The sequence below is a fragment of the Citrobacter sp. CK194 genome (assembly GCF_030333395.1).
Classification (GTDB): domain Bacteria; phylum Pseudomonadota; class Gammaproteobacteria; order Enterobacterales; family Enterobacteriaceae; genus Citrobacter_B; species Citrobacter_B koseri.
Window position 1 is genome coordinate 1,152,606 of sequence record NZ_JAOWGA010000019.1, and the last position, 22,201, is coordinate 1,174,806.

Sequence of the window (22,201 nt, forward strand, 5' to 3'; positions counted from 1 at the left end):
GGGTAACGACGCTAACGCGTCTTATCCGGCATTTATTTGAGGGCGCATTCAGTGTGGCATGGATTTGCGGATAGCGGCGATCAGCGCCTGCGCGCCGGGAGAAAGCGGCGTGTCCACGCGGGTGAGGATGCCAATCGGTTCGCCAGCGCCCAGAGTGGGAATCGGCAGTGATACCAGCGTAGCCTGGCGCAGATCTTCTTTCACCGCGCCTGAAGGAACAAACCAGACGTAGTCATAATCAACGGTAAGCTGGCGAGACAACGAGGCCGACAGCGTTTCGATGCAGCCAACGGGCATTTTGCAGCCCTGACTTTGTAGCAGACCTTCCGCATTCTGCCGGGGAGCGGTGCCTTTGGGCGACACAACCACCGGCCATTCCATCACACGGCTTAAGGTGACGGTTTCCTGTAACAGCGGGTGATTAGGGCGCACAACCAGCTTCAGCGACTCCAGAAACAGCAGCTCGTAATTCAGACCGCTCATCAATTCCGGGTCGGACATCCGGCCAATACCGAGGTCGATTTCCCCCGTTTTTAAGCCAGCGAGCAGCATCGGGTTATTCATGGTGGCGACCTGTAACGTCGTCTCTTTTTGCTGCTTATGGAACTGACCAATAACGGCCGGAAGGATACCCAACGCGGCGGTGGGCAATGCGCCAATGCGCACCACATCATTATTGAGGCTTTCTTTGCGATTCAACGCCTGGCCCGCGGTATTAAGCGCATCAAGCACTTTTACCGCATGGGTGAGGAACTGTTCGCCGGGCAGCGTTAACTGCGCGCCGAGGCGACCGCGCTCAAAAAGGCGGGTTCCGGTCAGTTGCTCCAGCTCGTTAAGCGTTTTAGAGAGTGCAGGTTGACTCAGGTTAAGGGTTTCAGCCGCGCGCCCCAGTGTTCCTTGTTGGGCGACAGCTACAAAAGTATGAAGATGGCGCAAACGGATGCGCTGACTAAACAAGCTATTTTTTTCCATAAGCGATGTTAAAAACAGAGCGGTGCCGGTGACAAGTAAAGTTATTGGTTTTTGATAACCTGATAGCAAAATATTATTAACATCTAACTCATTTCTTTTACAAGAAGTTTGTTTTGCTTATGTTTTGTACGATTCACAGTGATGTGAGAATAATGACAATGCGTGACGCAGAAAGCGACAGGTCATAACGTGAGTTCATACTTGAAAGAGACATCAAGCGGGTTCACAATCCAGTGCAGGGTGATGGCGTTCCACCTTATTCCAACCGCCTCGTTTCAGTAGGCTGATGACGCCTGATATGACTCTTTATCACCAGGAGCGTGTCGGGCTGGTCAATACTCTTCCGGTTCCTCATGCTTTTTCCAACAGGAAACAACAATGATATATGTAATTGGTCACCTCAATCCTGATAGCGATGCTATCTGTACGGCCATGATGACGGCGCGCTGGCTGACGTTACGCGGGCAGGAGGCAGTGGCGTTCCGCACGGGGGAAGCCAACCGTGAGACGCAGTTTATTTTTGCGCAGGCGGGGTTGCCCATTCCTGAACGATTAAGCGTTCCGCTCACCGATCGGGACGTCTGGCTGGTTGATTTTACCGAACCAGCCCAGGGGCCGGATTCTTTAGCGCAGAGTAACGTTGTTGGCATTATTGACCATCACCGCTTAGGCGGGTTGATCACCCGACTGCCGCCGGAAGTGTGGGTAAAACCTGTTGGCAGTAGCGCGACATTACTGTGGCAACTGATGACGGATGCCATTCGAAAACAGCTTTCATCCGCAGAAGCGACGTTATTACTGGGCGCCGTTCTGAGTGACACTGTCACGCTTCGTTCGCCGACAACGACCCCGGATGACCGCCTTGCGGTGGAATCGCTCAGCCAGCTTGCCGGTCTGTCTCTTGAACGCTTTAGCCGCGATCTTCTGTACGCGAAAACCAGCGTGGAAGGGATGAGCGCCAGCCAGCTTCTTCAGAAGGACATGAAAACCTTTACTGTCCACGGGCAGCGGGTTTGCGTGGCGCAGCTTGAGCTGTATGCGCTGGAACAGGTTGATGCGATGATGGACGACCTGCGTGAGGAAATGGCGTGCTATGCCTCCGGGGCAGATGCGGCGCTGGTTGTTCTGATGCTCACGGATATCAATCTCGGTTATTCCCGCCTCTGGTTTGCCGGAGATGCCCGGCCGGATGTCCCGCACCCCTGCGAGGTGGAAGGGATGCTGAGCCGTAAGAAACAGATGCTCCCCTGGCTGGAACATCACCTGAATCCGCACAGGTGAGATCACACTTTGTAAATTCTTCCCACCAGAGTGAACGGCGTTTTCTACACTCCAGGTAATATTCACTGGAGGCATGACATTATGGCGAACACCATCGCGGCTGATGAGATTCGGGAACACTTTTCGCAGGCAATGTCAGCAATGTACCAGCAGGAAGTTCCACAGTACGGTACATTGCTGGAACTTGTCGCTGATGTGAATCTGACGGTACTGGAAAATAATCCTACGCTGCATGAAAAGCTGGCCAACGCGGATGAGCTGGCGCGGCTGAACGTTGAGCGGCATGGCGCGATTCGGGTGGGTACGGCGCAGGAGCTTTCCACCTTGCGCCGAATGTTTGCGATTATGGGGATGTATCCCGTCAGTTATTACGACCTTTCTCAGGCGGGCGTTCCCGTTCATTCCACCGCCTTTCGCCCCATTGACGATGCGTCGCTTTCCCGCAACCCGTTTCGCGTCTTCACCTCGCTATTACGGCTGGAGTTAATTGAGAACGCGGCGCTGCGCCAACGCGCGGCGGATATTCTGGCGAAGCGCGATATCTTTACGCCGCGCTGTCGCGAACTTCTGGACGTCTTTGATGCGCAGGGCAATTTTACCGGGGCGCAGGCGCGGGAGTTTGTGCAGGAGGCGCTGGAGACTTTCCGCTGGCACCGGCACGCCACGGTGGACAGGGAAACGTATCAGGCATTACATAATGAACACCGTCTGATTGCTGACGTGGTGTGTTTTCCGGGGTGCCACATTAACCACCTGACGCCGCGCACGCTGGATATCGACAAAGTACAGTTGATGATGCCGGAATGCGGTATCGAACCCAAGATCCTGATTGAAGGGCCGCCGCGCCGTGAGGTGCCGATTCTGTTACGCCAGACCAGTTTCAAGGCGCTGGAAGAGTCGGTGCTGTTTGCCGGTGAAACGGAGGGCAGCCATACGGCACGTTTTGGTGAGATTGAACAGCGCGGCGTGGCGCTGACGCCTGAAGGGCGGCGGTTGTACGATGCGTTACTGCATAAGGCGGGGACGGGCAAAGATAATCTTACGCATCAGCTGCATTTGCAGGCGGTCTTTAACGCTTTCCCGGACAGCGAATTTTTACTGCGCCAGCAGGGGCTCGCCTGGTTTCGCTACCGGTTAACGCCTGCCGGTGAATCGCACCGCCAGTCTATTCATCCGGGCGACGACCCACAGCCGCTGATTGAACGCGGTTGGGTGGTGGCACAACCCATTACCTATGAAGATTTTCTGCCGGTAAGCGCGGCCGGAATATTCCAGTCTAACCTGGGTAACGAAACCCAGGCGCGCAGCCACGGCAATGCCAGCCGCGACGCCTTTGAGCAGGCGTTGGGGTGCCCGGTATATGATGAGTTTGCGCTTTATCAGGCGGCGGAAGAACGCAGTAAACGGCGTTGCGGACTGCTCTGATCGCGGTATGCTGTCGGGATGTGAAGGAAAAGGAATGCGTCATGTTGAATCCCTCCATCCCGCTTGTCGAAACGCAACAGGGAAATGTCATGGGTGTCGTGCAAAACGACATCCACATCTGGCGCGGTATACCGTATGCCGCGCCGCCTACGGGTCAGCTCCGCTGGCGGGCGCCACAGCCTGCCGCACCCTGGCAGGGCGAACGCCCTGCGAATACATTTTCATGCGCCAGCTGGCAGGATATTGAATATTGTCGCGAGCTTGGCGGGGGCGATCCAGGGCGTTTTTCCGAGGATTGCCTGTATCTGAACATCTGGGCGCCCGCGGTGCGCCCGCAGCCGTTGCCGGTGATGGTCTGGCTGCATGGCGGCGGCTACACCATCGGCGCGGGAGGATTACCGCCTTACGACGGTTGTGCGCTGGCGAAGCGCGATGTCGTGGTAGTCACGCTCAATTATCGTCTTGGTCACCTGGGATTTTTTGCTCATCCGGCCCTTGATGGCGAGGACGGCGAATGCGTGCATAACTTCGCCTTGCTCGATCAGATCGCGGCGCTACGCTGGGTGCAGGACAATATTGCCGCTTTCGGCGGCGATGCGCAGAATGTGACGCTGTTCGGCGAGTCCGCTGGCGCGCGTAGCGTCCTGTCGTTGATGGCGTCCCCACGGGCAAAGGGCCTGTTCCATAAAGCCATTATTCAGAGTGGTTATACGTTACCGGATACGCCGCGCGAGGTCGCGCTGCAAAAGGGCATCGAACTGGCGGCGCATTTTAATTTGCCGGACGCTACTGCTGAACAGTTGCGGGCGCTACCGGCGGAGGCATTCTGGCCGCTGGGCGCACCGTTGAAAATCGCGCCGACGCCGATTTCCGGCGATGCGATATTGCCACAGCCGATGATGGAGACCTTCTTTGCCGGAAAGCAGCACCCAATGCCGGTTCTGATTGGCTCCAACAGCGACGAAGCGAGCGTGATGGCGGTGTTTGGCGTTGATCTCGCCGGGCAGATCGCGAAATTGCGGCGCGAACGCCGACTGGGGTTAGGGCTGATCAAGCTGCTCTATCCCGGCGTGAAAGGCGATGAAGAGCTGGGGCGTCAGGTCTGCCGCGATATGGCGTTCACCACGTTGGGCTATGTGGTGATGCAGGCGCAGCAGCGGGTAGGTGAACCGTGCTGGCGATACTGGTTTGACTATGTCGCGGAAACTGAACACACAACCTACGCCAACGGCGCCTGGCACGGAAATGAAGTGCCGTATGTCTTTGATACGCTGACGCTGGCGGAACCCGCGCGCAATTACGTGAATGACAACGATATGGCGTTTGCCCGGCATATCGCCGATTACTGGGTTAATTTCGCCCGTCACGCCAGCCGGACCTGCGATGTTCTGCATGGTCCGGTGCGCTGGCCCGCCAGCGTTCAGGGGCGGGATCGCTTGTTACGCATCGGACTGAATAAATTTGCCGGTTTTAAAGTAGAGAACCGCTTTATGGGCGCGCGAATGGCGCTGTTCAAACGGGTGATGAAACATCACGTCAGTCTGGAATAATGGCGAGATGTCCGGCAGGTTGCGCTTTTCATAACCTGAAAGCGCGCCCATCTGTATTTACACGGTATTCAGTCAGTTCTTATCGACATAAAATATTTTGGCTTTTGTACAGATTATCGACAGCCAACAATTGGATTATTAATGAATTTTGTCTAGAGTGAGCGGTCAGAAACGTTGCACTTCTTGCCGCTGATAGAGACCAGCGCGGGACCATTCACACGACCAGAAGGACTCACTTTCAGGTATGGATCGTAGACGATTTATTAAAGGTTCAATGGCAATGGCCGCCGTGTGCGGTACGAGCGGTATTGCTTCACTCTTTTCCCGCGCCGCTTTCGCGGCAGAGTCTGATATTGCAGATGGTCAAACCGTCCGTTTTGACTTTTCCGTTCTGCAATCAATGGCGAACGATTTAGCGCAAAAGCCGTGGGGCGGCGAACCCCGGGCGTTACCCAATACGCTGGCGAATCTGACGCCGCAGGCCTACAACAGCATTCAGTACGATGCGGCGCACTCTCTGTGGAACAACATCGAAGGCCGCAAGCTGGATGTGCAATTTTTCCACGTAGGAATGGGCTTTCGTCGTCGCGTGCGTATGTTCTCGCTTGATGCCAGCACGCATCAGGCGCGCGAAATTCATTTCCGCCCGGAACTGTTCAAATACAACGATGCCGGTGTCGATACCCGTCAACTGGAAGGGCAAACCGACCTTGGCTTCGCGGGCTTTCGCGCCTTTAAAGCGCCTGAACTGGCGCGTCGCGACATCGTCTCCTTCCTGGGGGCAAGCTACTTCCGCGCGGTGGATGACACTTATCAGTACGGGCTGTCCGCGCGAGGCCTGGCGATAGACACCTATACCGACAGCAAAGAAGAGTTCCCGGACTTCACCGCATTCTGGTTTGAGACGGCGAAACCGGGCGACACCACGTTTACCGTGTACGCGCTGCTGGACAGCCCAAGCGTCACTGGCGCCTATAAATTTGTGATCCACTGTGAAGAGAGTCAGGTGATCATGGATGTGGAAAACCACATTTATGCGCGTAAAGACATCAAGCAGCTGGGTATCGCGCCAATGACCAGCATGTTCAGCTGCGGCAACAATGAACGCCGGATGTGCGACACCATTCATCCGCAAATTCACGATTCTGACCGCCTGGCAATGTGGCTGGGCAATGGCGAATGGATCTGCCGTCCGCTGAATAATCCGCAGAAATTGCAGTTCAACGCCTATCTCGACAATAACCCGAAAGGGTTCGGCCTGCTGCAACTTGACCGTGACTTTTCCCACTATCAGGACATCATGGGCTGGTATAACAAACGCCCAAGCCTGTGGGTGGAGCCGCGTAACAAATGGGGGAAAGGGTCTATCGGCCTGATGGAAATCCCGACGACCGGTGAAACGCTCGATAACGTGGTGTGCTTCTGGCAGCCGGAAAAAGCGATCAAAGCGGGCGATGATCTGGCGTTCAAATACCGTCTTTACTGGAGCGCGCAACCGCCGGTTCGCTCGCCGTTGGCGCGCGTGATGGCGACCCGTACCGGTATGGGCGGTTTCCCCGAAGGGTGGGCGCCAGGTGAACACTACCCGGAAAAATGGGCGCGCCGCTTTGCCATTGATTTTGTCGGCGGCGACCTGAAAGCCGCTGCGCCGAAGGGGATCGAGCCTGTCATTACGCTGTCTAACGGCGAAGCGAAACAGGTTGAGATCCTCTATGTCGAACCGTTCGATGGTTATCGCATCCAGTTTGACTGGTATCCGACGTCAGATTCGACCGACCCGGTGGATATGCGTATGTTCCTGCGCTGCCAGGGGGACGCCATTAGCGAAACCTGGCTGTATCAGTATTTCCCGCCGGCGCCGGATAAGCGTCGCTACGTTGATGACCGTGTGATGCGTTAATCCGCTCTGCTGCCCCGAGCCGCCACACTGCTGGCGGCTCTTTTCTCCCGACGATTCCCGGCGCATTTTCTGCTCATTATTTAAACTCGATCCCGTTCGCATTATTCCTTATGTCAAATGCGTAAGCTGACGGTGTGTACTTCAGTACACGTTTTACAGCCACTAACAGGGAGTGCGTATGTTTCCAGAATACAGAGATCTGATTTCACGACTGAAAACCGAGAATCCTCGCTTTCTTTCCTTGTTCGAAAAACACAACACCCTTGATCATGAGATTGCCCGGCTGGAAGGTTCTGACGGCAGGGGATACAGTTTAGATATTGTTCGTCTGAAGAAAGAGAAACTCCATCTGAAGGAGGATCTGCTCAGAATATTGCAGAAAGAAAGTTTGAATGAGAGCTGATTCGTTGTAGGCACTGCGCAGTCTTTGTCCTGCTTAAAAGGGCTTCCTGACAGACAAGGAAGCCCTTCCTGTTTTCAGGTATGCGGGCAAGTCTGTGATAAGCTAATAAATCCTGCTGTTGTCACCGTAAAGGATGGAGAAATGGCTGAAGTCATCACGATCAGCGAAACACTGGAACTGCGAGCGGTGGAAGAGTGCCATGTTACGCCGTTACATCAACTGGTGCTTAAAAACAAAGACTGGCTACAGGCATCGCTAAACTGGCCGCAGTTTGTCGCCAGCGAAGACGATACGCGCAAAAATGTGCAGGGTAATATGATGTTGCACCAGCGCGGCTACGCCAAAATGTTCCTTATCTTTCAGGAAGAGGAGGTGGTGGGCGTCATCTCGTTTAATCTGATAGAGCCGTTGAATAAAACCGCCTATATCGGTTACTGGCTGGATGAATCTCACCAGCGGCAGGGCATTATGTCGCGCGCGCTTCAGGCGTTTATCGGCCATTATGCCGGGCGCGGCGAGCTTCGACGCTTTGTGATTAAATGTCGGGTTGCGAACCAGGCGAGCAACCAGGTGGCGCGCCGCAATGGTTTTGAACTGGAAGGATGCCTGAAACAAGCGGAGTTTCTCAACGGGGAGTATCACGACGTCAACCTGTACGCCCGCATTATCGAGAACGCCTCAGAGTAACCCTGCCAACGGTGTTCGTGTAATATGCTGTTCACCGTTAACCACTTTTGGGCCACGCAGATGGATGCTGTCGCCATCAAAGGTTTCGATCGTCGCCCGATCGGTGATTTCCACATGATGCTCAATCAGCACGTCCCCCAGAATGCGGGCATGGCCTTCGATCAGGATATGATCGTCAAGCAGGACAGGGCCGCCGCGTAGTTCGGCATGACCACCGACCAGAACGTGATGTTTCAATACGCAGTTACCTTCAACCGTCGCGTGTTCCGCCACCTGAGCACTGTAACGCAGCGTGGGGATGGCATCTTCCTCCGTTCCCGCAATAACGCGGGCGTGACCGTACACTTTGGCACAGTCGCAAAGCCAGACGTTATTCTCTTCATTTCCTTCGACGATCGCGAAATCAAACACTTCCGCGCGGTGTTCAATAAACGCCTGGGTGACTATCGCATCGCCGTAGATTTGCGCCTGATGGACAATGCGCGAGTTGCTGACGGTGGCGCGATCGTAGATTTGCAGCGTCAGGTCGCTTTTCTGGGTTAGGCCTTTTGCGGCGATAATCTCCGAATGGTGCAGAATACGAGCGTCGCCAGACAGATGACATTCACCGCGAACGAGCGAATTCTGCACGGTGACGTTGTTGCTTATCCGGGCGCCGTGACTGACCTCGGCCAGATCAATCCAGACGTTATCACCGATTTGCACGCGATCTCTGATGATGCAGGCCTGGGTGATGCGGGCGTTGCCTGAAATCATCGCCCCGGCGAATGCGAGGGCATTCTCGTCGTAAATCCAGCAGTGTCCTTCTTGCGCCAGCACGCTTTCGTCGTCTACCCAGCCGCCAGCGGTTCCGGCTTTGACGTCGTTAAAGTCGGTAAGGGCAATGATCTGGCGCAGCAAGACGCTTTTCTTGTGGCCGTTATCCTGATAACTAAAGGCACGCGATTCTTCACTCAGGTGATATTTGCTCATGGGGAATTTCCCTTTGCTCGCTTAAGATAACCGTAGCAAATTTTTCAGCACTGGCTAAACAGGGCGAAATTCCATAAAATGCATTTAAAATATACTTTATAAATTAAACAAAATGAGTAAGAACAAGCAGAGCGACCGGGTGCTTAATCTTCCGGCTGGCTATTTTGGGATGGTACTGGGCACCATTGGCATGGGCTTCGCGTGGCGCTATGCCAGCCATATCTGGCCCGTCAGTCACTGGATTGGCGATGGCCTGGTGATCCTGGCAATGATCATCTGGAGCTTGCTGACGCTTGCCTTTCTTAACCGTCTGCTGCGTTTTCCACAGAGCGTACTGGCGGAGGTACGGCATCCGGTAAAGAGCAGTTTTGTCAGCCTTTTTCCTGCGACCACGATGCTGGTGGCGATTGGTTTTGTCCCCTGGTGTCGTGGGTTAGCCGTGGGATTGTTCAGCATTGGCGTCGTGGTGCAACTGGCTTATGCCGCATGGCAAACGGCGGGACTCTGGCGCGGTTCGCATCCTGAAGAGGCGACAACGCCGGGGCTGTATCTGCCGACGGTAGCGAATAACTTTATTAGCGCGATGGCCTGCGGCGCGTTGGGTTACAACGACGCCGGGCTGGTCTTTTTAGGGGCTGGCGTATTCTCGTGGTTGAGTCTGGAACCCGTTATTTTGCAACGTTTGCGCAGTTCCGGTGAATTACCGGCGGTACTGCGCACATCGCTGGGCATTCAGTTGGCTCCGGCGTTAGTGGCCTGTAGCGCCTGGCTGAGCGTCAACGGCGGAGAAGGCGATACGCTGGCGAAAATGCTGTTTGGCTATGGCTTGCTGCAACTGCTTTTCATGCTGCGCCTGATGCCGTGGTATCTGTCGCAGCCGTTTAATGCCTCTTTCTGGAGCTTCTCGTTCGGCGTTTCAGCGCTGGCGACGACAGGGCTGCATTTAGGGCACGCCAGCGCGTCGGGATTTTTTCATACGCTGGCGATTCCGTTGTTTATTTTTACCAATTTTATCATAGCGTTATTGCTCGTACGCACGTTTGCGCTGCTGATGCAGGGGAAACTTCTCGTGCGCACAGAACGCGCCGCATTACTGAAATCTGAGGATAACTAATGACCCTTCGTGACGAAAATTACTTTACTGAAAAATACGATTTAACCCGCACGCACTCCGACGTCGTTGAGGCGGCAAAGGTGGTCGCGCCGGGTAAAACGTTGGATCTGGGCTGCGGAAATGGCCGTAATAGCCTCTATCTGGCGGCGAACGGCTATGACGTTACCGCCTGGGATAAGAATCCGATGAGCATCGCCAACGTTGAGCGCATCAAAGCGGCGGAAGGGCTGGAAAACCTGCAAGCAAAGGTGGTTGACCTTAACGCGTTAAGCTTCGAAGGCGACTACGATTTTATTCTCTCAACGGTAGTAATGATGTTCCTGGAAGCGAAAACTATTCCGGGGCTGATTGCCAATATGCAGCGTTGCACCAAACCGGGCGGGCATAACCTGATTGTGGCGGCAATGGATACGGAAGATTTCCCCTGCACCGTGGGTTTCCCGTTTGCGTTTAAAGAAGGGGAACTGCGCCGTTACTACGAAGGCTGGGAATTGCTGAAATACAACGAGGATGTGGGTGAACTTCACCGCACGGACGCCAACGGCAACCGCATCAAACTGCGTTTTGCGACGCTGCTGGCGCGTAAAAGCGCATAACGCAATTTTACGATAGAGTTGCAGGCCTGATACGGCCTGCAACTCGCCGTGTTGAATTTGTGCTGGCGATACCATTTATAGTCCATCCAGATTAGTTTCCTTTTGCTACTATTCCAATTGCATATCTGCAAAAACAAAAGGGATAGTTTCCATGCGTACTCATACTTTATTTAAAGTTGCAGTGCTTTCTGGCTTATTGGCTTTATCTGGCTGTGCGTCAAAAATTACTCAGCCGGATAAATATTCTGGGTTCTTAAAAGATTATTCAGGGCTGAAAGAAACAACCTCCGCAACGGGAAAACCGGTGCTCCGTTGGGTTGACCCCAGCTTTGATGAATCTAAATATGACAGCATCGTCTGGAACCCGATAACCTACTATCCGGTGCCGAAACCCACAACGCAGGTCGGGCAGCAGGTTCTGGATAAATTACGAAGCTATACCGATACCCAACTGAAAACGGCCATTGAGAAACGTAAACCTCTGGTGACGACCCCAGGGCCGCGTAGCCTGATTTTCCGCGGCGCGATAACTGGCGTTGATACCAGCAAAGAGGGGCTGCAATTCTATGAAGTGGTGCCGGTCGCCCTGGTCGTTGCGGGTACGCAGATGGCGACAGGCCATCGCACAATGGATACGCATCTTTACTTTGAAGGCGAGCTGATTGATGCCGCCACCAATAAACCGGTGGTGAAAGTGGTTCGTCAGGGCGAGGGTAAAGACCTGAGCAACGAAAATACGCCGATGGCGTTTGAAACGTTGAAAGAAGTGATTGATGACATGGCGACTGATGCCACCATGTTTGATGTCGGTAAAAAATAAGTTCACGCGCCATCTTCGGATGGCGCGTTTTTTTATGCCGCCCGGCGACGGTAAATTAGCTTACTCATTAACGCCTCTGGACGCGTGAACATCACCAGATTGCCAACCAGAATCAGCACTAATCCAACAACGGCATTCATTTGCCAGACGTAACTTTCATAGAGTGTGGATATTGTCAGCGCCACCAGAGGAAACAGCAGCGTACTGTAGGCCGCGTTGCCGGGGCCGATGCGTCCCACCAGAGTAAAATACGCGCCAAACGCGATAACGGAACCGAATATTGCCAGATACAGCAGGGCGCCGAGGTAGCTCAACGTCCATTGCGGCGTGAAGTTATCGCCGCGTATACAGGCAATGGCGGCGATCAGCAGCGTGCCGTACAGCATCGCCCAGCTGTTGGTGGTCATGACTTCCAGACCTTTTCTCTGATGGCGCATGCTGATCATATTGCCCAAAGAGAAGCCAAACGTTCCCAGCGCGCTCAGACCAATCCCCAGTAACAGCGAGTGGTTCCAGCCGCTGTTGGCCAGATCCTGCCAGAACAACGTGATAATGCCCGTTAATCCCAGACCGGCAGCGTAATAAAAGCGTAGCGGCGGTTTATGCCCGAAGAACACAAAGCTGTTAACTGCATTAAACAGTACGGCCATTGAGAAAATGACGGACTCCAGCCCCGTGTTGATCCAGGCGGCGGCGCTATAAAAACACCAGAAATTAAAGCAGAAGACGCATCCGCCCTGTAACAGGCAAAACAGATGGTCGCGCCCGGATAATTTACGTAACTTCCCGCTCACCAGCAGGATGAGCATCATTAACGCGCTGGCGACGGCAAACCGCCAGAAAATGGACACCGGCGCCGATACCGGGCCTTGTTGCAGATAAATCGCAATCCAGGTGGTTCCCCAAATGACAACCACCAGACAGTATAATAATGCGTTCATAACACTCTCTTCTTTATCTTTATTATCCGAAGAAGGAATGTGACATGTAAAAAATGCGCGCGCTTGCACCGGTTTGCGGATGACTTGCAAAATCTTGCGCTTTTTTGCCGCTGTCTGGCCGGTGAGGGCTGGAAACGGGTCGTGGCTGTTATAGACTGAGATTCTACTTATTACTGCTTTGTGATGTGATGGTATGTCTCAGTCTTATGATGCCTTTGAAAATTTACGCAAACATAATGCCGTGCTGCATGACTCGGTTGCGTTGCATTCGGGTGTCCAGCTGGCGGCATGGTCAAATAAACGTGACAACATTACGCAATATTGCGATCACCATACTCTCAGCCTGTATGTCGCTGACGGCTACGAGAGCTACCACAAAACGCCGGGCGGCTGGAAGAATGGCGGGGGGCCGGATCGCTTCTGTCTGATGCCAAAAGAGAGTGAGTCCGTCTGGGATATTCGCGACGACCTGTCGTTTGTCCATCTCTACTGTACAGATGCCCATCTGCGGGATGTTGGGGAAAAGGTCTGGGATAAAAGCCCGTACAGCTTTACCCTGGATGAGCGCACCTTTGGCAACGATCCGGGAATAACGGCGGTTTATCGCCAGTTCCTGCTGGGAAATGACTGGCAGCAACCGGCGAATCATATGACGCTCAGCGCCGCCTCGTCACTGCTGTTGACGCATCTGGTGCAGCATTACAGTAACGTGCAGTGGCGTCTCCCGACGGTTACTGGCGGGTTGGCGCCCGCCACGCTGCGCAATGTGCTGGCGTACATTGAAGCGCATCTTGCTGAGCCGCTGACGTTAAGCGATCTGGCGCGCGAGGCGGCATTGAGCGAATTTCATTTCGCCAGAATGTTTCGCCAGTCGATGAACATGGCGCCACACCAGTACGTGATGCAGCGGCGTATGGCGCTGGCACAGCAATGGGTCTGCCATTCAACCCGTTCGCTGTCAGAGATCGCGATGGCCTGCGGATTCAGTTCGGCGAGCCATTTCAGCAATCGCTTTAAGCAGGTGACCGGTAAGACGCCGTCGCAGTTACGCGCGGCGAGCAAACGATAGCACCCCGTAGCAGACGCCTCCGACTACCAGTCCCCAAAACGCAGAGCCAATGCCCAGCAGCGTCAGCCCGCTTGCGGTGACGAGAAAGGTCACGATAGCGGCATCACGCTCCGTTTCATTAAGCAATGCCTGGTACAAACTGCCGCTAATTGTTCCCAGCAGCGCCAGCCCGGCCAGCATCTGAATCCAGCTTACGGGCAGGGCGGCCATCAGAGCAGTAACGGAACCGCCGAACAATCCCGCCAGCAGATAGAACCCACCTGCGACAGCCGCAGCCAGCCAGCGACGCCCGGCGTCCGGGTGCGCTTCGGGACTCTGGCAAATGGCGGCGGTAATAGCGGCAATGCATATGGAGTAGACGCCAAAGGGAGATAAAACCAGCGCCAGCAGCCCTGTAAACACGATCAGCGGCGAAACCGGAAGGGAGTAACCGGAGGCTTTCATCGTGGCGATACCGGGCGCGTTTTGTGACGCCATTGTCACCAGAAACAGTGGAATGGCGACGCCGAGGCTATGAGCAAGCGAAAAATGGGGCGCGATAAACGCCGGTAGCACCGGGGAGAGGGTTATGCCATGCGTGACAATGTCACCTTTCATGCCCGCAACCAGAATACCGACAACCATTGCGGCGATAACCGCATAGCGCGGCGCCAGCACTTTCAGCGCTAACCACGCCAGCAGCATACTGCCGCACAGAAACAGCTCGCCATCCAGATGACCGAACGCCTGCAAACCAAAACGCAATAAAATACCGGCCAGCATCGCGGCGGCAAGAGAATGCGGAATCACCTGCATTAAGCGGGCAAACAACCCGGTTACGCCGCACAGAACGATTAACGCATTCGCGACAATAAATACGCCGATGGCCTCCGCAAGCGTGAGACCCTGCAAGCCGGTAACCAGTAACGCGGCGCCGGGCGTTGACCATGCCGTCAGCACCGGAGCACGATACCAGAGGGTTAACGCCAGCGTACTGACGCCCATCGCGATGCCAAGCGCCGTCATCCATCCGGCAATTTGTCCGGTTGATGCGCCGGCGGCAATCGCGGCTTGCCAGATGATTGCCGCTGAGCTTGCATAGCCGACCAGGACCGCAACGAAACCAGACAACACGGTTGGCAGAGGAAGTGAAAATGACCGCATGATTGCCCCTTGTGCGTTATAACGGTCACAAACTGTAGCATTGTGCGCTATAGCGCACAAGTGATAGACTGCGGCTTTACCGGAGGAGAAAAATGGACAACCTGACCCATTATCTGGCGACGACGCTGAAGGCGCTGCGCCAACAGCGAGAATGGAGTCTGTCGCGTCTGGCGGAAGCGACAGGGGTTTCAAAAGCAATGCTCGGCCAGATAGAGCGCAACGAATCCAGCCCAACGGTATCGACATTATGGAAGATTGCCACCGGTTTGAATGTCCCGTTTTCAACGTTTATCTCCCCGCCGGAAGCGGAGGATCTCCCGACCTTCGACCCGCAGCAGCAGGCAATGGTGATCACGCCGCTGTTTCCGTGGGACCCGCAGCTCTGTTTTGACCATTTTTCAATATTGATGGCCCCGGGCGCGCTTAGCGAATCGACGCCGCATGAGGCAGGCGTCATCGAACATGTGGTGGTGATTCAGGGAACGCTGGATATGTGTATTGCCGGGGAATGGCGCACACTCAAATCCGGCGAAGGCGTGCGTTTTGCGGGCGATGCCGCCCATGCGTATCGCAATAGTAGCGGCCAGACGGTTCACTTTCACTCCTTGATCCATTACCCACATAGTTAGACGGGAAAAGTATTCCGAAACGTCGCGCTTCTGACTACAATAGCCGCCATTTTGCTGTTATTGGATGATATTAACCGTATGCGCCAGCAACCTCATCACCTTGAACTGTTAAGTCCGGCACGCGATACCGCCATTGCTCGTGAAGCGATCTTACATGGCGCCGATGCTGTTTACATCGGCGGGCCTGGCTTCGGCGCGCGGCATAATGCCAGTAACAGCCTGAAAGATATCGCGGAACTGGTGCCTTTTGCGCATCGCTATGGCGCGAAGATCTTTGTGACGTTAAACACCATTCTGCATGATGATGAGCTTGAGCCCGCGCAACGGCTGATTACCGATCTGTACCAGACCGGCGTCGATGCGCTGATTGTGCAGGATATGGGCATCCTGGAACTGGACATCCCTCCCATTGAACTGCATGCCAGTACGCAGTGTGATATCCGCAGCGTTGAAAAGGCGAAATTCCTTGCCGACGTCGGTTTCACCCAGATTGTGCTGGCGCGCGAACTGAGTCTGAGCCAGATCCAGTCGATTCATCAGGCCACCGACGCCACTATTGAGTTTTTCATCCACGGCGCGCTGTGCGTGGCTTATTCCGGGCAGTGCTATATCTCTCATGCGCAGACCGGTCGCAGCGCTAACCGTGGCGACTGTTCCCAGGCCTGTCGCCTGCCGTACACCTTAAAAGACGATCAGGGGCGGGTGGTCTCGTACGAAAAACACCTGTTGTCGATGAAAGATAATGACCAGACGGCCAATCTGGGCGCGTTGATCGATGCTGGCGTGCGTTCCTTCAAAATTGAAGGACGCTACAAAGACATGAGCTATGTGAAGAACATCACGGCGCACTATCGCCAGATGCTGGATGCGATTATCGAGGAGCGTGGCGACCTGGCGCGGGCTTCCGCCGGTCGTACTGAGCACTTTTTTATTCCTTCTACGGATAAAACCTTCCATCGCGGTAGTACCGACTATTTTGTTAACGCCCGTAAAGGGGATATCGGCGCGTTCGATTCGCCAAAATTTATCGGTTTGCCGGTAGGCGAAGTCGTCAAAGTGGCAAAAGATCACCTGGACGTTGAGGTGACGGAACCGTTATCCAACGGCGATGGCCTGAATGTGCTGATCAAACGTGAAGTGGTGGGATTTCGCGCCAATACGGTGGAGAAGACGGGGCAGAACCGTTATCGCGTCTGGCCAAATGAAATGCCGTCCGACCTGCATAAAGTGCGCCCGCATCATCCGCTGAACCGTAATCTCGACCACAACTGGCAGCAGGCGTTAACCAAAACCTCCAGCGAACGCCGGGTGGCGGTGGATATCGCGTTAGGCGGCTGGCAGGAACAGCTAATTCTGACGCTGACCAGCGAAGAGGGCGTGAGCGTCACCCATACGCTGGAGGGACAGTTTGACGAGGCGAACAACGCCGAAAAAGCGTTGAACAACCTGAAAGAAGGCGTGGCGAAGCTGGGACAGACGATGTACTACGCACGTAGCGTTGAGGTGAATCTCCCCGGCGCACTGTTCGTGCCGAACAGTTTACTCAACCAGTTCCGTCGCGAAGCGGCAGAAATGCTGGATGCGGCGCGTCTGGCGAACTATCAACGCGGCAGCCGTAAGCCGGTGGCGCAACCAGCCCCGGTCTACCCGGAAACGCATTTGAGCTTCCTGGCTAACGTCTACAATCACAAAGCGCGCGCGTTTTATCATCGCTACGGCGTCCAGTTGATCGACGCGGCGTATGAGGCGCACCAGGAGAAGGGCGATGTGCCAGTGATGATCACCAAACATTGTTTGCGCTTTGCCTTTAACCTGTGCCCGAAACAGGCGAAAGGGAATATCAAAAGCTGGAAAGCAACGCCGATGCAACTGGTACACGGCGATGAAGTATTGACGCTGAAGTTTGATTGCCGTCCGTGCGAAATGCACGTTATCGGCAAGATCAAAAATCATATTCTGAAAATGCCCTTGCCCGGCAGCGTTGTCGCCTCCGTAAGCCCGGAAGATCTGATGAAAACGCTGCCAAAACGTAAAAGCTAAGTCAGCGGCTGGCCGGGAACGCTGAGCGTCACCCGGCCACGCCTGATGTACCTCAAAACCCCTCACCATAATTAACCTTCCCGCAAAACTGGAACCAGCTTTCCGGTTTTTGAGTGTTAATCAGCCAAAAGCCATTTCGGGGTGTATAACATTCAAAAAAAGAGAAAAGGTAAACAAAAATGTTTACCTTATGGTTATAATACATGGCAGGGAGGCGCGGTGAAGCAGAGCGAGTTCAGACGCTGGCTTGAATCTCAGGGAGTCGATGTAACAAATGGAACGAATCATTTGAAGTTGAGATATCACGACAAACGAAGCGTCATGCCCAGACATCCTGGTGATGAAATTAAAGACACCCTGCGTAAAGCAATACTAAAGCAGCTTGGTTTGAATTAATCATCAGATATATAAGGTTGATCACATGAGAGCGTTACCAGAAACTATGCGTTATCCCGTCAATCTCATTCCCGCAGAAGAAGGGGGTTATGTTGTGTCGTTCCCGGACATTCCAGAGGCGTTAACACAAGGTGACACCCGCCATGAATCTCTCGAAGCCGCGCAGGGCGCATTAGTCACCGCCTTTGAATTTTATTTTGAAGATAACCAGCCAATTCCTTTACCTTCAATGGTTGATGAAGCTGATGATTATGTGGAGATTCCTCTAAGCATTGCGTCTAAAGTCCTTTTGTTGAATGCGTTCCTTGAATCAAAAATCACGCAGCAGGAGCTGGCGAGGCGCATTGGCAGACCCAAGCAGGAAATTACCCGACTATTCGACTTAAAACACGCAACGAAAATCGATGCTGTGCAGATTGCGGCCAGAGCATTGGGTAAAGAGTTATCGCTGACTATGCTTTAGCTTTTCCGGTTGTTCCAGCAGGCATTACATATTGTGTGAAATAAAAAAACGATGAAGAAATATCAGCGACTGGCGGAACAAATTTGCGATCAAATCGCCTCCGGCGTGTGGCAGCCTGGCGATCGATTACCCTCCTTGCGTGAGCAGGTGGTCAGCAGCGGCATGAGTTTTATGACCGTAGGACACGCGTATCAGTTGCTGGAAAGCCAGGGGCGCATTATTGCGCGTCCGCAGTCGGGTTATTACGTGGCGGCGCGCCCGGTGCGCCAGCCTGCGATGCCGTCTGTGCAGGTAATGCGCGATGAAGCCGTTGATATTAATACCTATATTTTCGAAATGTTGCAGGCCAGCCGGGATGCGTCGGTGATGCCGTTCGCCTCTGCCTTTCCAGACCCGCGTCTGTTTCCGTTGCAGCAGCTTAACCGTTCCCTGGCACAGGTCAGTAAAACCGCCACGGCCATGAGCGTGATTGAGAACCTGCCGCCGGGGAACAGCGAGCTGCGCCATGCCATCGCCCGACGCTATGCGCAGCAGGGAATTACCGTCTCTCCTGATGAAATCGTCATTACCGCCGGGGCGCTGGAAGCCCTGAACCTCAGCCTTCAGGCGGTTACCGAACCGGGCGACTGGGTTATTGTGGAGAATCCCTGCTTTTATGGCGCGTTACAGGCGCTGGAGCGACTCCGCCTGAAAGCGCTTTCTGTCGCCACGGATGTACAAGAAGGGATCGATTTAGCGGCGCTGGAACAGGCATTACAGGAGTATCCGGTGAAGGCGTGCTGGCTGATGACCAATAGCCAAAACCCGCTCGGCTTCACCCTTAGCCCGGAGAAAAAAGCGCGGCTGGTCGCGTTACTGGATCAGTACAACGTCGTGCTGATTGAAGATGACGTGTACAGCGAGCTCTATTTTGGCCGCGACAAACCGCTGCCTGCCAAAGCCTGGGATCGCCACGACAAAATATTGCATTGTTCGTCATTCTCGAAATGTCTGGTTCCCGGTTTTCGTATTGGTTGGGTTGCAGCGGGAAAGTACGCCAGACAAATTCAACGGCTACAGCTGATGAGTACGCTATCCACCAGTTCACCAATGCAGCTTGCTCTGGTCGATTACCTTTCGACACGCCGCTATGACGCGCATTTGCGTCGTCTGCGCCGCCAGTTGGCGGAGCGAAAACAGCAGGCCTGGCAAACGCTGCTGCGCCATCTGCCCGCTGAGGTGAAGATTCACCACAATGACAGCGGCTATTTTCTCTGGCTGGAACTGCCCGAATCTCTTGATGCCGGGGAACTCAGTGCGCAGGCTCTGGCGCATCAGATCAGTATCGCCCCTGGTAAAATGTTTTCGACCTCTGATACCTGGTCGCATTTTTTCCGGTTTAATACCGCATGGGGGTGGGGAGAAAGGGAGGAGCAGGCGGTATCTCAACTGGGGAAACTTATTCGCGATATGCTGAAATAAAATACGCGTTGCCATCTTTTGGTTTTAGCCAAAATAGAGAAAGCGTATCGATTATCAGGGCAGAACGTTATTTATCGCTGACTCGCCATAGGAAATATCAATACCCACCGTCTTTTCCATCCTCAGCCTAACTCCTTGTCTATACTCCGAAAGATGGAACATGTGCGCCGCGTGGAGCGGCGTAATGCGCGTCAGCTCACAACCTGATTAAATTTCCTTATCCCAACAGGTGCGCGGCAGACGCGCCGACTATTTTTAGGAAAGGACATATATTTACGGCAAGGCTGCCGCTCAATATTTTGCGACAGGAGTAAGATGTATGCCACATCAATTACTGATTAACGGCGAGCTGGTCAGCGGTGAAGGTGAAAAACAGCCCGTCTACAACCCGGCGACGGGCGAGGTGATTCTGGAGATTGCAGAGGCGTCGCCCGCACAGGTAGATGCCGCCGTTCGCGCCGCAGACCGGGCATTCGCGGAATGGGGGCAAACCACGCCAAAAGTCAGAGCGGAGCTGCTGCTAACGCTGGCGGACGTGATTGAGGAAAATGCGCAGACATTCGCCGAACTGGAGTCGCAAAACTGCGGGAAGCCGCTGCATTGCGCGCTCAATGATGAGATCCCGGCGATTGTCGATGTATTTCGCTTCTTTGCCGGCGCCGCACGCTGTCTGAACGGCCTGGCGGCGGGGGAGTATCTGGAAGGGCATACCTCGATGATCCGCCGCGATCCGGTTGGGGTCGTCGCCTCGATCGCGCCGTGGAACTATCCGCTGATGATGGCGGCCTGGAAACTGGCGCCAGCGCTGGCGGCGGGTAACTGTGTGGTGATAAAACCGTCTGAAATCACGCCGCTGACGGCATTGAAGCTGGCGGAGTTTGCGAAGGATATTTTCCCGCCAGGCGTGCTTAACGTGCTGTTCGGGCGGGGCAAGACGGTTGGCGATCCGCTCACCGGGCATGAAAAAGTACGGATGGTCTCCCTGACCGGCTCGATTGCGACGGGTGAGCACATTATTCAACATACCGCGCCCTCCATTAAGCGCACGCACATGGAATTAGGCGGTAAGGCTCCGGTGATTGTCTTTGATGATGCCGATCTGGATGCCGTTGTCGAAGGTGTGCGAACGTTCGGTTTCTACAATGCCGGGCAGGATTGTACGGCGGCCTGTCGTATCTATGCGCAAAAAGGGATCTATGACGCGTTGGTTGAGAAACTCGGCGCGGCGGTCGCCAGCCTGAAAACCGGTTCGCCAAACGACGAATCGACTGAGCTTGGGCCGCTCAGCTCGCAAGCGCACCTTGAGCGAGTGACAAAAGCGGTGGAAGAGGCGAAAGCGCTCGGACATATCAACGTGGTGACCGGCGGCCAGAAACTGGACGGCGCAGGATACTATTTTGCGCCAACGCTGCTGGCCGGCGCAAAACAGGAGGACGCCATCGTGCAGCGAGAAGTGTTCGGCCCGGTTGTCAGCATGACGGTGTTTGATGATGAAGAGCAGGTGCTGGCGTGGGCAAATGATACTCAGTACGGGCTGGCATCATCCGTCTGGACGAAAGATGTGGGTCGGGCGCATCGCCTGAGCGCGCGATTGCAGTATGGCTGCACCTGGGTTAATACGCATTTCATGTTGGTGAGCGAGATGCCGCACGGTGGGCAAAAACGCTCGGGCTACGGCAAGGATATGTCACTTTATGGGCTGGAAGACTATACGGTTATCCGCCACATAATGGTTAAACATTAAGGATAATTTACCGTTCCGGCGCGGCATGGGAAGATCGTAAATCGATGGCAGAGAGAAGGAACGCTCTCTGCCAGTATGCGCAGCAAGCACTCAGTACATCAGGCAAACCAGCCGAATCTCAATGAGATAAGGCCAAAAAGTCCAATAGCAGCAAAGACATTTATCAGCACCACGGTTTTACTGGAAACATTCATTTTTGCCACCTTTTGTTATGACCCCTTTGTGTATAGTACGGGTTCAGGCAATCCGCAATAAGACAAAATATGAACATGGTGAATGGTGCCGCTATTTCAGCGTTTTGCTGAATAGTACGGATAAAACTTGATGTACGTCAAAAAAAAGAGCATATTGCGCGCGTTTTTCCCCTCTGGTTCGGATGCCCGAAATGTCGCTCTACCAAAAAATGTTGGTTTTTTACGCAGTGATGGCGGCGATTGCCTGCCTGATTACCTGGTTTCTTTCCCACGATAAAAAACGTATCCGCTTTCTGAGCGCCATTCTCGTGGGCGCAACCTGGCCGATGAGTCTGCCCGTCGCATTGTTATTTTCGTTGTTTTGATGAGATGAAGATGGCCGGATGGCGGCGCGAGCGCCT

The 22,201-nt window shown here is 54.3% G+C and carries 22 protein-coding genes and 1 riboswitch; of the genes, 17 read left to right on the plus strand and 5 right to left on the minus strand.

Translation table 11 applies throughout. The features are described from left to right. Positions 1–48: 48 nt before the first annotated feature. On the minus strand, positions 49–972 hold the full coding sequence (locus OGX80_RS21510; protein WP_012132331.1) for a LysR substrate-binding domain-containing protein: 924 nt from the start codon (positions 970–972) through the stop codon (positions 49–51). A 230-nt stretch (positions 973–1,202) separates the two neighbouring features. Beyond that, positions 1,203–1,275, plus strand: a riboswitch (Fluoride riboswitch). 75 nt (positions 1,276–1,350) lie between these two features. Between OGX80_RS21510 and OGX80_RS21515 the strand changes: the two genes are divergently transcribed. The 6 genes from OGX80_RS21515 to rimL all read left to right on the plus strand — a co-directional run bounded on the left by OGX80_RS21515 (position 1,351) and on the right by rimL (position 8,218). Then, a complete protein-coding gene (locus tag OGX80_RS21515; RefSeq protein ID WP_112002071.1) occupies positions 1,351–2,253 on the plus strand; it encodes a DHHA2 domain-containing protein in 903 nt (300 codons plus the stop codon). An 81-nt stretch (positions 2,254–2,334) separates the two neighbouring features. Beyond that, positions 2,335–3,678 (plus strand): 2-oxoadipate dioxygenase/decarboxylase HglS, encoded by a 1,344-nt coding sequence (hglS, locus tag OGX80_RS21520; protein WP_049011627.1) that lies wholly within the window; start codon positions 2,335–2,337, stop codon positions 3,676–3,678. A 41-nt stretch (positions 3,679–3,719) separates the two neighbouring features. Next, positions 3,720–5,228 (plus strand): carboxylesterase/lipase family protein, encoded by a 1,509-nt coding sequence (locus OGX80_RS21525; RefSeq protein WP_112002072.1) that lies wholly within the window; start codon positions 3,720–3,722, stop codon positions 5,226–5,228. A gap of 244 nt (positions 5,229–5,472) precedes the next feature. Further along, a complete protein-coding gene (locus tag OGX80_RS21530) occupies positions 5,473–7,128 on the plus strand; it encodes a glucan biosynthesis protein D (RefSeq protein ID WP_115181615.1) in 1,656 nt (551 codons plus the stop codon). Between the two features lie 178 nt (positions 7,129–7,306). Then, on the plus strand, positions 7,307–7,531 hold the full coding sequence (locus tag OGX80_RS21535; protein ID WP_012132337.1) for an HP1242/YdcH family protein: 225 nt from the start codon (positions 7,307–7,309) through the stop codon (positions 7,529–7,531). A 141-nt stretch (positions 7,532–7,672) separates the two neighbouring features. Further along, positions 7,673–8,218, plus strand: coding sequence for a 50S ribosomal protein L7/L12-serine acetyltransferase (gene rimL, locus OGX80_RS21540; protein WP_012132338.1), 546 nt, complete (start codon positions 7,673–7,675; stop codon positions 8,216–8,218). Here rimL and ydcK read toward each other — a convergent pair. Further along, positions 8,210–9,190, minus strand: a complete 981-nt coding sequence (gene ydcK / locus OGX80_RS21545; RefSeq protein ID WP_115181616.1) for a YdcK family protein — start codon at positions 9,188–9,190, stop codon at positions 8,210–8,212. The genes rimL and ydcK overlap by 9 nt on opposite strands. 112 nt (positions 9,191–9,302) lie before the next feature. Here ydcK and tehA point away from each other — a divergent pair, with 112 nt between their 5' ends. From tehA to OGX80_RS21560, 3 genes are all read left to right on the plus strand, one after another. Next, positions 9,303–10,304 (plus strand): dicarboxylate transporter/tellurite-resistance protein TehA, encoded by a 1,002-nt coding sequence (gene tehA, locus OGX80_RS21550; protein WP_058669188.1) that lies wholly within the window; start codon positions 9,303–9,305, stop codon positions 10,302–10,304. Further along, positions 10,304–10,900: a tellurite resistance methyltransferase TehB gene (gene tehB, locus OGX80_RS21555; protein ID WP_012132341.1), complete on the plus strand. Its 597-nt coding sequence runs from the start codon at positions 10,304–10,306 to the stop codon at positions 10,898–10,900. The genes tehA and tehB overlap by 1 nt, the downstream gene beginning before the upstream one ends. A 151-nt stretch (positions 10,901–11,051) precedes the next feature. Further along, positions 11,052–11,720, plus strand: coding sequence for a DUF3313 domain-containing protein (locus OGX80_RS21560; protein ID WP_012132342.1), 669 nt, complete (start codon positions 11,052–11,054; stop codon positions 11,718–11,720). Between the two features lie 32 nt (positions 11,721–11,752). On the opposite strand, the gene OGX80_RS21565 is transcribed toward OGX80_RS21560, so the two are convergent. After that, positions 11,753–12,661 (minus strand): DMT family transporter, encoded by a 909-nt coding sequence (locus OGX80_RS21565; RefSeq protein WP_115181617.1) that lies wholly within the window; start codon positions 12,659–12,661, stop codon positions 11,753–11,755. 193 nt (positions 12,662–12,854) lie between these two features. Between OGX80_RS21565 and OGX80_RS21570 the strand changes: the two genes are divergently transcribed. Further along, complete coding sequence (locus tag OGX80_RS21570) at positions 12,855–13,730, plus strand: AraC family transcriptional regulator (protein WP_012132344.1); 876 nt, start codon at positions 12,855–12,857, stop codon at positions 13,728–13,730. On the opposite strand, the gene OGX80_RS21575 is transcribed toward OGX80_RS21570, so the two are convergent. Further along, the gene (locus OGX80_RS21575) at positions 13,707–14,873 is read right to left on the minus strand and encodes a benzoate/H(+) symporter BenE family transporter (RefSeq protein WP_112002075.1); all 1,167 of its coding nucleotides are present in this window, start codon (positions 14,871–14,873) and stop codon (positions 13,707–13,709) included. The two genes, OGX80_RS21570 and OGX80_RS21575, sit on opposite strands and share 24 nt — an antisense overlap. Positions 14,874–14,965: 92 nt before the next feature. Here OGX80_RS21575 and OGX80_RS21580 point away from each other — a divergent pair, with 92 nt between their 5' ends. From OGX80_RS21580 to patD, 6 genes are all read left to right on the plus strand, one after another. Next, positions 14,966–15,502 (plus strand): helix-turn-helix domain-containing protein, encoded by a 537-nt coding sequence (locus OGX80_RS21580; protein ID WP_115181618.1) that lies wholly within the window; start codon positions 14,966–14,968, stop codon positions 15,500–15,502. 78 nt (positions 15,503–15,580) lie between these two features. Beyond that, positions 15,581–17,542: a peptidase U32 family protein gene (locus tag OGX80_RS21585; protein WP_115182337.1), complete on the plus strand. Its 1,962-nt coding sequence runs from the start codon at positions 15,581–15,583 to the stop codon at positions 17,540–17,542. A 219-nt stretch (positions 17,543–17,761) separates the two neighbouring features. Further along, a complete protein-coding gene (locus OGX80_RS21590; RefSeq protein WP_071818852.1) occupies positions 17,762–17,938 on the plus strand; it encodes a type II toxin-antitoxin system HicA family toxin in 177 nt (58 codons plus the stop codon). A gap of 46 nt (positions 17,939–17,984) precedes the next feature. Further along, positions 17,985–18,401 carry a type II toxin-antitoxin system HicB family antitoxin gene (locus tag OGX80_RS21595; RefSeq protein ID WP_125337124.1) on the plus strand — a complete coding sequence of 139 codons (417 nt, stop codon included), beginning with the start codon at positions 17,985–17,987 and terminating at the stop codon, positions 18,399–18,401. A 51-nt stretch (positions 18,402–18,452) separates the two neighbouring features. After that, positions 18,453–19,862 (plus strand): aminotransferase-like domain-containing protein, encoded by a 1,410-nt coding sequence (locus OGX80_RS21600; RefSeq protein WP_115181619.1) that lies wholly within the window; start codon positions 18,453–18,455, stop codon positions 19,860–19,862. A gap of 319 nt (positions 19,863–20,181) precedes the next feature. Continuing rightward, positions 20,182–21,606 carry an aminobutyraldehyde dehydrogenase gene (gene patD / locus OGX80_RS21605; protein WP_115181620.1) on the plus strand — a complete coding sequence of 475 codons (1,425 nt, stop codon included), beginning with the start codon at positions 20,182–20,184 and terminating at the stop codon, positions 21,604–21,606. Between the two features lie 98 nt (positions 21,607–21,704). On the opposite strand, the gene yncL is transcribed toward patD, so the two are convergent. Beyond that, a complete protein-coding gene (gene yncL / locus OGX80_RS21610) occupies positions 21,705–21,800 on the minus strand; it encodes a stress response membrane protein YncL (protein WP_071818853.1) in 96 nt (31 codons plus the stop codon). Positions 21,801–21,991: 191 nt separating this feature from the next. Here yncL and OGX80_RS21615 point away from each other — a divergent pair, with 191 nt between their 5' ends. Continuing rightward, positions 21,992–22,165, plus strand: a complete 174-nt coding sequence (locus tag OGX80_RS21615) for a GhoT/OrtT family toxin (protein WP_049008504.1) — start codon at positions 21,992–21,994, stop codon at positions 22,163–22,165. Positions 22,166–22,201: the final 36 nt, after the last annotated feature.